General features: G+C 63.1%; 9 protein-coding genes and 1 pseudogene (1 of these 10 only partly in view). All 10 read right to left on the reverse strand.

Features of this window, described 5'->3' with window-relative positions; all coding sequences use genetic code 11:
• Positions 1-144 precede the first annotated feature (144 nt).
• A complete protein-coding gene (locus D0550_RS34455) occupies positions 145-729 on the reverse strand; it encodes a DUF2271 domain-containing protein (protein ID WP_116813631.1) in 585 nt (194 codons plus the stop codon).
• A gap of 15 nt (positions 730-744) precedes the next feature.
• Positions 745-3909 (reverse strand): TonB-dependent receptor, encoded by a 3165-nt coding sequence (locus D0550_RS34460; protein ID WP_116813782.1) that lies wholly within the window; start codon positions 3907-3909, stop codon positions 745-747.
• A gap of 216 nt (positions 3910-4125) precedes the next feature.
• Positions 4126-4560 carry a c-type cytochrome gene (locus D0550_RS34465; protein ID WP_116813791.1) on the reverse strand — a complete coding sequence of 145 codons (435 nt, stop codon included), beginning with the start codon at positions 4558-4560 and terminating at the stop codon, positions 4126-4128.
• A gap of 29 nt (positions 4561-4589) precedes the next feature.
• Complete coding sequence (locus tag D0550_RS34470) at positions 4590-5051, reverse strand: hypothetical protein (protein ID WP_153067488.1); 462 nt, start codon at positions 5049-5051, stop codon at positions 4590-4592.
• 18 nt (positions 5052-5069) lie between these two features.
• Positions 5070-6308, reverse strand: coding sequence for a c-type cytochrome (locus D0550_RS34475; protein WP_241521015.1), 1239 nt, complete (start codon positions 6306-6308; stop codon positions 5070-5072).
• Between the two features lie 48 nt (positions 6309-6356).
• On the reverse strand, positions 6357-7673 hold the full coding sequence (locus D0550_RS34480) for a dicarboxylate/amino acid:cation symporter (RefSeq protein ID WP_275129313.1): 1317 nt from the start codon (positions 7671-7673) through the stop codon (positions 6357-6359).
• Between the two features lie 27 nt (positions 7674-7700).
• Complete coding sequence (locus D0550_RS34485; protein WP_116813787.1) at positions 7701-8720, reverse strand: alpha/beta hydrolase; 1020 nt, start codon at positions 8718-8720, stop codon at positions 7701-7703.
• A gap of 57 nt (positions 8721-8777) precedes the next feature.
• Positions 8778-10781 carry an outer membrane protein assembly factor BamB family protein gene (locus tag D0550_RS34490; RefSeq protein WP_116813789.1) on the reverse strand — a complete coding sequence of 668 codons (2004 nt, stop codon included), beginning with the start codon at positions 10779-10781 and terminating at the stop codon, positions 8778-8780.
• Between the two features lie 40 nt (positions 10782-10821).
• Entirely contained in the window at positions 10822-11160 is a 339-nt protein-coding gene (locus tag D0550_RS34495) for a c-type cytochrome (RefSeq protein WP_161966234.1), read from the reverse strand.
• 23 nt (positions 11161-11183) lie between these two features.
• Positions 11184-12507 (reverse strand): annotated as a pseudogene (locus D0550_RS34500) (TonB-dependent receptor domain-containing protein); it runs 14 nt beyond the window's last position.

A 12507-nucleotide genomic window follows, 5' to 3' on the forward strand; every position in this document is an offset into this window, starting at 1 on the left:
GGCTCGGAGATGTGTATAAGAGACAGGCCTTGCGAGCCACGCGGGAACCGACAGCGATCGCCGTCTAACGTCGCTTTCACTCAACGGTCGTACCCACGCAGTCAGGGTGCGACCGGTTTTTTTTTTCTTTTCATGGCCGCTTTATCAAGGATTGACCTCGAGTGTCACGCGGCCGAGCTCGGTCTTGCCTTCCACCGTGCTCTGCACCTTGAGCGTCGCGGGCCACTCGAAAGGAATGCGCAACAACTCGCGGCCGCCGTTCTCACGCGCCGCTTCCAGCGTCAGGTTGTATTTGCCGGGGGCCAATGTGCCGAGCGGCGCCGCCCCGGCTTTGAAGATCAGCCTGTGTTCGCCAACGGGTCGCGTCGCGCCGGTGACGGCATCGATCGGCATGGCCGGCGCTACTCGTAAGCTCGAAGGGCTCGATCCCGTGCGGGTCGCACCGGTGTACGCAGCGATCGGTGTCGCCGCTTCCTTGCCGCCACGGCGCCACCATTGCCGCAGATCCTTCAGCCACTGGGTTCCATCGTCTTTCTCGGGATCGATCTGGTACCACACCGCCAGATTGCGCAGGACCCTCTGCTCCTCGGCTTTCTCGATCCAGATGACCACGAACGGCCGGTGATACTCCGCCACTGCGATGCGCGGAATGCGGACCTTCACGGTGAGGTCGGCGCTGTGAGCCAGCCCGGCGAGCAGCCCCAACATCAGCAGCAGGAACTTGGTCATCGGATCACGCTGTACTCAGAATTGATAAGTGAGCCCGGCTCGCAGGACGCGGCCGAGCTTGTCCCATCGTCCGTTCTGCGAGCGCGAATACACATAGCCCAGCCCCGACGTGCCGATCTGCGGCGTCAGCTCGGGGTCTTCGTTGAACAGGTTCCTGACATTGAAGAACAGGCGGGCGTCGCCGCGACCGCCGAGCAAGCCGCTCAGTCGATAGGAGATCGAAGCGTCGAAATAGGTCGCGCCGTCGCTGCCGAGGCGATCGAACGTGCGTCGATGCACGGTCGACTCGGGGCAGTTCGAGCGGCACTGGATGAAGTCGTTGTCTGCCACCACCCCGCTAAACGACCGTACGCTCAGCGCAGCCTCCAGATCGTCGATCTCATACGCCACGGTGGCGGTCAGCACCCGGCCAGGCACGCCGGCGACGATGCCGACGCTGTTGTCGGGCGGCGCGATGCCATCGTCGGTGACGTTCTCGATGTACCGGGTGCCGGTGAATCGAAACTCCAACTCGCCCCGCGCGTCGGCGAACAGCGTCGCCAGCGGCAAGTGGTAGGTGGCATCGACGTCGATGCCACTGGCCTTCTGCCGAGCGAGGTTGTAGTTGCCCTGCTCGACCGTGGTGATGACACCATTCACCCGAGTGATCTTCGAACACAGATCGGGCCGACCGCCGTAACACAGATTGATGGTGTTGCTGCCGGTAATCAGCGTCACCGCGTCCTTGACGTCGATGTCCCAATAGTCCGCCGACAGCGAGAGCCCCGGCAAGTATGCCGGCTGCAGCACCACACCGACGGTCATGCTGTCCGCCTTCTCCGGCGTCAGGCTCAAATTGCCGCGCTGGGTGCGGCCGTGCGTGGGCGTCGTGTTGGTCACCGGGTCGTAGGTGGCCGTCAGGCCGATGTTGAGATTCTGGAACAGCTCATTGATGCTCGGCGCACGGATGTCGCGAGAGATGGTGCCTCGGAATCTCACATCGGGGACTGGCGCGTACGTCATCCCGATCTTCCAGGTCTCGGCGCTGCCCGAGATCTCGTAGTCGGTGGCGCGGAACGCCCCCGACAGATCCCAGTTGTGAATCAGCGGCAGTTTGGCAGCCAGCGGCACCAACGTTTCCACCGCCGCCTCCGCGACATGGAAGCCCGCATCCAAAGGTTGCAGATTCCCCGAGCGCCACGCGCCTTGCTGGGCCTCCGGATCCGAATCGACAGTGGCCTTCTCCTGGCGAAACTCGCCGCTCAACGCCAGCGACACCGGGCCAGCCCAGTTCGAGAACGGCTTGCCGGTGATGGCCGCGGCATAGACGATCTGCCGAGTGGTCTGATCCGCGTGCGCCGTGCCCAGCAAATATTTTTTCGCCTCGGGGCCGTTGACTCCCGTGCCCATCGGGTTCCAAGGCACGCAGCCGTTCGATGGGTCCGTCAAGGTCGAACGGCACATGATCGCGCCCGTGACTGGATCGCGTACCGCGTCCAGCGCCAGCGCATATTTGGGGATGTTCTCGACGTTACGTGTGTCGTAACTGCTCGATGTCTCGCCCAACTGCGCATACGCATTCCACGTCCATTGCGTATTGAAGGCATTCAACCTGCCCTCGGCGCCGAGCACGAATCGATTCGCCGCGCGCATCGTGTCGACCGCGACGAACGGCATGTCGTAGTTCATGGTCCCGATGCGGATCGATTCGAGGCCCAGCTCGGTCATGCGCTGCTGGACCGAAGCCGGGATGAATGGATTGCCCGACAGGATGAGCGGCCCCGCGCCGACCTGATAGTGCGGAAAAGCAATACCGTAGGTCTCGGAGACGCCCCGCGACACCTGCACGAACGCGTTCAAGTTGTCGCTCACGTCGTACGCCACGCGCATGAAGATGTTCTCGCGCTTCTGCGAAGGCGCGAGGCTGTAAGCGTCGTCGGTCAGCGTCGAGCGATAGTCGCCGCCGGACATGAAGTTGTCGCGCGGCACGCCCGCCCCATAGTTGAATTGATAGGGAACGCCACCTTCGCCGAAGGCAATGCCTCGCAATGGGCCGGAAGTGATGATGCCCCCGTGCGTCGCCTGCGAAAGGAACACGTTGTCGGCCAGCAGGAACTCGGGCTCGCCGCTCACGCCGTCGTAGCTGGGATTCACATAGTAGTTGCGAGCGGTACGAGCCCAGCCGCGCGAACCATTCCCATTCACGATGCCGCTGTCGTCGACCAGCTCGCCGCTGAGCAACAGGTGGCCGCGACCGTCGGCGAACGGCATGCCTCGCGCCAGGGCCACCTTCCAGTTCTCGCCGTCACCATAGGTGGTAGCGCCCGCCGACAGCTCGGCTTTGAAGCCGGTGAACTTCCGATCGAGCACGAAGTTCACGACCCCGGCGACGGCATCCGATCCGTATACAGCCGACGCGCCGCCGGTCACCGTCTCGACACGAGCGATGAGCTGCTGAGGAAAATTGTTTGTATCGACCACGCCGGTCGACACGGCCGGCACCGAGCGCTGGCCATCGAGCAGCACCAGCGTGCGGATGCCACCCAGGCTTCTCAACGCCACGCCCGCGATGCCCGCCTGATTCGAACTGGGCACGTCCGCTCCCGCGCGAATGTTCTGCCCTCCCGAGAATGCGGCGGTGGTGTACAGCACGTCGGCCAGCGCAGCGTTGGCGCTGCGACCGAAGATCTCGACGTCGACGATCGTTACCGGCGTGGGCGTGTCATAGCCATCGCGGATGATGCGTGAACCGGTCACCATTACTTCGGTCACGCCGGACTGCTCCACGGTGGGCATGGGCGGCGTGGCGGCAGTCGCAACTTCCACCGCTCGCTCGGGGAGCACCGTCGGCGGCTGCACGCTGTGGCTGGGCGTGCTCGAGCCAGCCGGCTTCGATTCATTCCAACCGACGATGGCAATGATGCGCTCGTTGATGACCAGATATTTGAGCTTCTGTCCGCGCAGCAGCTCGTCCAGCGCCTGTTGGGGCGTCAACGAGCCGTTCACCGGTCCCACCACCAGCTCGCTATCGACGTTGTCGCTGAAACGGGCGATCTGCAGCCCCGTCTGTGCCGCCAGGTCGCGCAACGCCAGATCGAGCGATTCCCTTGGAATGGCGATCGCATGGCGTTGAAATGTGGAAGCGGACTGCGCGACCTCGGCAACGAGGCACACAGCGACGCAGGCCACTGTCATTCGCATGGTCGTGTCCGGCCCCTCTCAAATACGTCGGATCCAGCGGATCGCCGGATCCTTCGCGCGCCCTGCTCGATCTAGGTGTCGAGATCCTGTCGCTGCGACGACTCATTCTGAACTGACTTCGGCCGCGCTCGGTCGGCCGTGACGGGCGCGCTCATCGGATCGTGGTCCTATGTATCAAATCCCGTCGCGTCACGCTTCGTCCAAACCGATGCCACGCTACCCCGCCGGGCAGGTCGCGGGATCGTTGTTGGCGCGATGCAGATAGGCGATCACGTCGGCCCGGTCGGCAGCGTCGCTGAAGCCGGCGAAACCCATCATGGTGCCCGACACATAGGTGATGGGCGAAGTCAGGAACTCGTCCAGCGTCCGCACGTCCCAGACCAGCCCGGAATCCCGCATCGCCTGCGAGTATTCGAAATCCGGCACCGTGCCAGCCGCGCGGCCGAACAGCTGACAGTGCCTGGGGCCCGCTGCATTGGCTGGCAAGGAATGGCAGGCGGCACATTGCTGGTAGAGCTGCTCGCCACGTACCGGATCGCCCTTCACCTCGGCCGCGGCGGTCGAACCCGCTCCCGACGATCCGCCGCTGCAGCCTGCCGCCAGCACTGCGAGCATGGCGACGCAGACGGCCGCTGGCAATGTTGAATTCATGAGCATCTCCTCCAGTCAAATGGACTCAATCAAGCGTCGCGGGTCCAACCCGAACGCACGGCCGCGCCGGCCAGATGGATCAGGTACTCGGTGCAATACTCGAACGCGTTGTTCAGGACCGTGACCGACAACGTGAGCGAACCGCGCAGGCTGAAGACTCGCAGCTCGCCTTTGCTCGGATCCAACGTCGCCAGACCGTCCAGCACGAGGCCGCTGGTCGGGCGCATCGGCCCTTGTAGCTCGCGCACCAGTTGCGGTGTCGCTCGCATCAGCGCCGGCATAGCTACCGCGCTCGCGTCGAAATCGAGAATGAACCGGTAACTGCGATCGTGATGCCAGAAGATCCGATTGGTGACCCGCCCCGCTCGCGCCTTGCCCAGTTCGAGCCGGCGGAACGCGCCCTGATCCAGCAACTCCCGCAAAGTGCAGTTGACGCGCTGAGTCGCGGTGGTGCGTGCGGGCCGGTTGCGTTCGACCTTTACTATCGACAATGTTTGCATCGTTTACCTTTACCGCTGCTTCGCGACCTGCTCCGCGGTGACGGCGCCTGCCTTGTTGTTCCACGAGCCGCGCACGAAGCTGGCGACCTGCGCGATCTCCTCATCGGTGAGCTTGTCGGCGAACGGCTCCATCCTCTTCCACTTGGCCGGAAGCTCCGGCTCGGGCAACGGCGGACCGTACAGAATGATGTTGATGAGCGAGGCGGGATCGTTGGCCTGCACCAGCGGACTGACTCTCGCCAGCGCTGTGCCGGTGTCTGCGGAGCCCTCGCCGGTGGGCAGATGGCAAGTTCCACAGTGCACGTCGTACACCAGCGAGCCCTCCGACATCAGGCTGCCGGATGCCGGCTGTGTGACATCGCCGTCGTTCGCCGGCACGCTCTTCAAGTAGACCGACATCGCACGCACATCCTCGTCGGTCAGATGCTGTGTGCTGTTCATAATGACTTCGTTCATGGGACCGGACACCGACACGTGCGCATTCCGGCCCTTCTTGAGATAAGCCGCGATGTCCTCGACCGACCATTCGCCCAGTCCAGTCGATGAGGAGGTGAGATTCGGTGCCGACCACGGGCGCACTTCGCCGCTCGGCACGCGATCGAGATACGTGCCTCCCGTCATCGCCGCGCTCGAACGCTCGGCGCCGAGAACATTTCTTGGGGAGTGACACGCCGAGCAGTGGCCCAGCCCTTCGACCAGATAGGCGCCGCGATTCCATTCGGCCGACTGCGCGGCCACCGGCTGATAAGGCCCCTCGTTGAAGAACAGCGCTTTCCACAGCCCCATCAGCCAGCGCTGATTGAACGGAAACGACATCTCATTCTGCGACGGCGTGGCACTCACGGCCGGCATACTCTTCAAGTACGCGAACAGGGCAGTTGCATCCTCGTCGGTGACCTTGGTGTAGGCCGTGTATGGAAACACCGGATATAGATGGGTGCCGTCGGGCCGCACACCTTTGCGTAACGCCTGGGCGAACTGTGCCTCGGTCCAGTTGCCGATACCGGTCTGCGGATCCGGTGTGATGTTGGTCGAATAGATCTTGCCGAACGGCGTTTCGAAGGCAACGCCGCCCGCCATGGTCGGACCGCCCACCGCCGTGTGGCAGGAACCGCAGTTGCCGGCGCGTGCGAGATATTCGCCGCGCTCGATGGATGGTCCGTCGGCCTTCGCCGCGACGACAGGAATCATTAAGAGCGATGCCGCGATGACCAGCACGCGCCGCGCACGCGCGAATGGAGCCGTCACACTTGCCACGCATCTCGACAGGAAAATCATGCCGTAACTATCCTCGCCTCAGTGAGTCGCCGCGCCGTCGCTCTTGCTCAGAGCCACCGCCATCTTCTGGTGGTCCAGTTCGTTCTCCCAGCGAGCGACGAAGATCGTCGCCACACCGTTGCCGATGAAGTTCGTGAGCGCGCGACACTCGCTCATGAAGCGGTCGATACCGAGGATCAGCGCCATGCCTTCGATGGGAATGGTCGGCACGACCGCGATGGTCGCGGCCAGGGTGACGAAGCCGGAGCCGGTGACGCCGGCCGCGCCTTTGGACGTGATCATCGCCACGCCGAGCAGCGTCAGCTCCTGCGTCAAGGTGAGATCAGTGTTGGTGGCCTGCGCGACGAACAGCGCCGCCATGGTCATGTAAATATTGGTGCCGTCGAGATTGAACGAATAGCCGGCCGGCACCACCAGGCCGACCACCGGCTTGGAGCACCCCATGCGCTCCAGCTTCTGCATCAGCGACGGCAGCACGCTTTCCGACGAGCTGGTGCCGAGTACGATCAACAACTCTTCCTTGATGTAAGCGATGTAACGGAAGATGTTGACGCCCACCCAGCGCGCGATGAGCCCGAGCACGATCACGACGAACAAAGCGGCGGTCAGGTAGAAGGCTGCAACCAGCTTCAGCAGCGGCAGCAGCGCCGAGATGCCGTAGCGGCCGATGGTAAATGCCATCGCGCCGAACGCACCGATGGGCGCGGCCTTCATGATGAGGCCGAGCAGCTTGAAGATCACCTGCGCCACGCTGTCGATGCCGGCCCGCACGCCCTCGCCGCGTGGCCCCATCGCCGACAGCGACAAGCCGAACAGCACCGCGATCACCAACACTTGCAACACATCGCCGCCGACGAACGCACTGATCAGCGTGTCCGGAATCATGTGCAGCAGGAAGTCGACCATGCTTTGATGCTCGGCCGCGCGCGTGTAGCTGCTGATGGCACCGGAATCGAGGGTCGCCGGATCGGCGTTGAAGCCAGCGCCGGGTTTGAACACGTTGGCAACGATCAAACCGATCAACAGCGCGAAAGTGGACACCACTTCGAAGTACAGGATGGCCTTGCCCCCGACCCGCCCTACCTTCTTGGCGTCGTGCATGCCGGAGATGCCCGAAACGACGGTACAGAAGATCACCACCGGGATGATCATCTTGATGAGCTTGATGAAGCCGTCACCCAACGGCTTCATCGCTTCACCCCAGTGTGGATACAGGACCCCGAGCGCGACGCCGATGGCGATAGCGATCAGGACCTGCACGTACAGGATTTTGTAGAACGGCTGACTCGGGCTTTGCGGTGCCACGAAGCCGTCGACCAGTGCGGTGTCCTTCACAGTCTCCCCCAACGGACGCCGCGACGATTACGAACGAGGTTCAGCGACGAATTTGCGCGTCTCGCCGAAGCCCGACGAGATCCATTCCAGGATCTCCCGGCCGAGATAGTCATCCCCGGTGTTGAAGTGGTGATACTCCGTGCCGTGGTTGTGATACTTCAACTGGATGAAGCGCGGGCAGCGACCTGCGTCCCGCTTGCACAGTGCGGCGAACAGTTCTCCGGTGGTGGCGGCGAGATTGAGCTGGTCGAACTCCGTCAGCAGCAGCATCACCGGCACCTTGCTGCCATGGATGTGATTGACCACCGAGCGCGACTCGTAGGTCGCGGGATCCTTGCCGAAGTACGCCTGTACGCCACCTTGCAGACTCGGATCGTCCGGATCGGAATGCAGCACGTAGCGGCCGCTTTGCAAAATTATGCCGGCGAGGCCGGTGCCCGCGGCCGGCTGGAAGCGACGATCGAACGCGTACTGAGCGACATGCGACGCGCCGGCCGACGTGCCGAACAGATATATCCGTTGCGGATCGCCACCATGTTCACGCGCATTCTCCTGCAACCACTTCACGACCGCGGCCACGTCCTGACCGCCCGACGGCCACATGAACTCCGGCGCTAAACGAAAGTCGGCATTGACACCCAGGAAGCCGTTGCGCGCGAAGTACGTCAGAACGTTGGCATGCACGTACGGCGTGTTGTCGCGTGCGCCGCCGGTATAACCGCCACCATGGAAGAACACCATGATCGGCAGATTCTTGCCTTGCGGTTGATACAGGTCGATCTTCTGTCGCGCATGCTTGCCGTAGGCCAGATCCTTGCTGACCTTGACGCCCTCCTTCGGCATTTTCGCCAGCAACTCCTCATAGGCTTTACGCGTGCCGTCCCCGCCGCTGTAACCGTAACCCTGCTCGATCAGAAGTTTCTTGATCTCCGGCGGCACGTTCTGCGCGAACACCGATGGCGAGGCGATGCCGGCTGCGGCCAATGCCACGGCGACTCGCAACGCCGTGCGACTCCAGCGAGACCCGACTGTGACGTTCTTATTCATGACTCCGCGTAGCTCCGCTCTGATCTGTTGATGAAGGACGCGCCTGCGTTTCGGCCGTTACGGCAACGCCAGGGCGACGTACTCGGCCGGCATATCGCTCCAGCCGACCGCGACCACGATGTATTGCTTGCCGCCGGCCATGTATGTAATGGGAGCGCCGGACGTGCCGCCGGGCAGCTGCATTTCCCACAGCGTCTTGCCGGTGGCTTTGTCGAGGGCGCGGAACATTTTTCCGCCGCCCCACGCCGGAATGCGGCTCGGACCGTTCGGGCCGTTCTTGCCTTCGCCGATGAACAGCAACGACTTGGTGACCAGCGGCGACGCGCGATTCTGTGTGCCCAGCGGCGGCAGATTCAGATGTTTCAACATCGGGTGATTTCTGGGCCCGTCGCCATTGGCGACGCGCCACAGGATCTCGCCCTTGTTCATGTCGAGCGCGACGATGCTGCCGTACGGCGGCTTCATGATCGGCAGTCGCGACGGTGCGCCATCCGCGAGCGGCCGGCCCGGATTCACATCCTCGTACGGCAACTCCAGATTGGTGCTCATCATCGACTCCGCCTTGCGATCGTAGGCGTACGGCGAGTTCTTCTTTTCTTCCAGCATGGTGCGCACGGCGTTGCGGATCACCGGCACATACATCATTCCCGTTTCCGGATCGAAGCCCGCGCCGTTCCAATTGGCCGCACCCGTGGTTCCCGGCAGCATGATGATCTCGCGACCGACCTTCGCTGGCGTGAACACCGGCACCGACTCGTACTTCCGGAAGATCTCCAACGCCTGCGCGCGCAGCTCCGGTGTGAAGTCGATCAGGTCGTTTTCTGTCAGCTGTTGCAGCTCGATGGGCGCGGGTTTGGTGGGAATGGGCTGCGTTGGCGAGTAGTACTCGCCAGGCACGTCGCCCTTCGGCATCGGACGCTCCTCGATGGGCCACACTGGCTTGCCGGTGACACGATCGAGCACATACACGTAAGCCTGCTTCGAAAGCTGCGCCAGTGCCTTGATGCGCTTGCCATCGACGGTAATGTCCATCAGCACCGGTGGCGCCGGCAGATCGAAGTCCCACAGATCGTGATGAATGGTCTGGAAGTGCCACACGCGCTTGCCGGTCTTCGCGTCCAGACACAGCACCGAGTTGCCGAACAGGTTATCGCCCTGGCGGTTGCCGCCGTAGAAGTCGTTCGACGGCGCCTCGGTGGGGATATAGATGTAGCCCAGCTCGTTGTCGCCGGTCAGCCAGCTCCAGGCGCCCGCCAGGCCGTTGATCTCGGCCGAACCTGCCTGCCACGTGTCATAGCCAAACTCGCCCTTGCGCGGCACGACGTGGAACGTCCACAACAACTTGCCCGTGCGCACGTCGTAACCACGAATGTCGCCTGGTGGATCCAGGGCCGCCTGCATGCCCTCGGGGACTTTCTTCTCCGCCACGCGAGGCACACCGGCGAGCACGACGACATCTCGAACCACCACGGGGAAGGACGACCACGAATAGTTCTCGACCGGTGCGTTGGGCAGACTATCGGTGTAGACGTTCAGATCAACCTGTCCGCCGTTGCCGAAATTCGCGTAGCGCGCACCGGTCTTCGCATTCACCGCCACGAGATTCGGACCGTCGAGCGCGAAGATGCGGGCGTCCTTGCCATCGCTCCAGTACGAAATGCCGCGACTCTTGCCGCCGCCGGTGGCGGCCTTCTTATCCGTCCACAGCACCTTGCCGGATTGCGGATCGAGCGCCATGACCGGACCCGCGTCGCTGCGCATGTAGAGCAAGCCGTTCACCATCAACGGCGTGTGCTCGTAGTTGCTACCCATCAGCGGCTTGTCGCCCCCCAACACCTCCGGCGGCGACGCCGACTGGCGCCACACGACCTTGAGCTGATTGACGTTGCTCGCGTTGATCTGGTCGAGCGGCGCATATTTCTGCGCGCCGAGCGTTCCTCCGTAGAAGCGCCATTCTCCGACCTTGGTGTCGCTGTCGGCCCGCAGGCTGGCGCAGCCGACCAGCGTCGCGATGGTGAGCGCGGTCATGCCAAACGTGAAACTCGATCTGCGTTTTCTCATTGGTGGGTTCTCTTGCAGAGGGTGGCCGGCACCGATCCGGTCAGGGTTTGAGTTGGCTGAGATAAGTCACGATCGCCGCGAGCTCTGCGTCGCTCAGCGCCGCCTTGGGAATCGGCGGCATCTCGCCCTGGCCACTGCGCACGACCACGGCAACCTGATCTTCCACATAGGCGAGCGGCACGATCGGCGGGGCTTTGTCCCCCTCGCCGCTTGCTCCATGACATGCGGCACAGGCGCGAGCGAACGCCATCGCGCCGGGCGGCGAATCGCCGCCCGATGCACCGCCATTCGATCCGGAAGGCGAGCCGCTCACCCAGGCAGGCAGCGCCGCCGTGACGACGATCAACAACGAACCCCAACGCCAACGTTGCATATCCATGCTCGACCTCATGACTCACTCGTCTAGAACTTGAAGCTGACGCCGGCGCGGACCATGCGACCGAGCAGATCGAAGCGTCCGGCCGAGCGGGCGTAGATGTAGGGCAGGCCCGTGGTGCCGAAGCCGGGAATCAGTTCCGGATCGGAATTGAACAGATTTCTCACGTTCAGAAACACGCGCCCCTCGCCGACACCGAAGCTGTCGAAGGCGTACGACATCGATGCGTCGTAATAGACCGCACCATCGATGTTCATGCGATCCATGGTGCGCCGGAACTGCGTCGAGGTCGGACAATCCGTCTGGCACACGATGAAGTCGTTGTCGATCACCGTGCTGCTGAAGCCACGAATGGTCAGCGAGGTCTGGAAACGATCCAGCGTGTAGCCGATGTTTGCATTGAAGACCGTCGCCGGTTGGCTGGTGGTGCCCACCAGGTCATCCGGCAGGGCCAGACCGTCGTCGGTGATGTTCTTCCGATAGTGCGTGCCCGACAGCCGGAAGCTAATATCGCCCTTCCAGCTCGACACCATCCGGTCCAGCGGCAGGCGGTAACTGGCCGTCACGTCGATGCCGCTGACGTTCTGCTGAGCCAGGTTGTAGTTGCCCTGCTCCACCGTGGTGATCACGCCGTTGACGCGTGTGATCTTCGGACACAGGTCCGGCCGCCCTTCGTAGCAGAGATTGATGATCTGGCCGCCACCGAGCAACGTGATGGCATCCTTCACTTCGATGTCCCAGTAGTCGACGGACACGTTCAAGCCAGGCGCGAACGACGGCTGGAACACCACGCCCACGGTCATGCTGTCCGCCTTCTCCGGCGTCAGGCCCAGGTTGCCCCGCTGCGTGCGGCCGTGAGTCGGCGTGGTGTTGGTCACCGGATCGAACGTCGACGTGAGACCGATGTTCAACTCCTGGAACAACTCGTTGATGTTCGGAGCACGGATGTCACGCGAAATGGTGCCGCGGAATTTCACATCCTGAATCGGCGCATACGTCATGCCGACCTTCCAAGTCTCGACGCTGCCCGAGATCTCGTAGTCGGTGGCACGAAACGCGGCGGACAAATCCAAGCTGTCGACGAACCGCATGTTGCTGGCCAGCGGCACCAGCGTTTCGATGGCCGCCTCCACGACGTGAAAGCCGGCGTCCAGCGGAATCAGATTGCCCGAGCGCCAGCCGCCGACCTGCGACACCGGATCGGAAGTCACGGTGGCATCTTCCTGGCGATACTCGGCACTCAACGCCACCGACACCGGACCTGCCCAGTTCGAGAACGGTTCACCCGTGATCGCCGCGGCGTACACCGTTTGCTTGGTCGTTTGATTCGCGTGCGCCGTGCCGAACCNG

The sequence above is a fragment of the Steroidobacter cummioxidans genome (genome assembly GCF_003104955.1).

Coding starts and splice junctions, on each gene's coding strand:
- D0550_RS34455 (WP_116813631.1), bottom strand. CDS start 729: ATGACCAAGTTCCTGCTGCTGATGTTGGGGCTGCTCGCCGGGCTGGCT.
- D0550_RS34460 (WP_116813782.1), bottom strand. CDS start 3,909: ATGCGAATGACAGTGGCCTGCGTCGCTGTGTGCCTCGTTGCCGAGGTC.
- D0550_RS34465 (WP_116813791.1), bottom strand. CDS start 4,560: ATGAATTCAACATTGCCAGCGGCCGTCTGCGTCGCCATGCTCGCAGTG.
- D0550_RS34485 (WP_116813787.1), bottom strand. CDS start 8,720: ATGAATAAGAACGTCACAGTCGGGTCTCGCTGGAGTCGCACGGCGTTG.
- D0550_RS34490 (WP_116813789.1), bottom strand. CDS start 10,781: ATGAGAAAACGCAGATCGAGTTTCACGTTTGGCATGACCGCGCTCACC.
- D0550_RS34495 (WP_161966234.1), bottom strand. CDS start 11,160: ATGGATATGCAACGTTGGCGTTGGGGTTCGTTGTTGATCGTCGTCACG.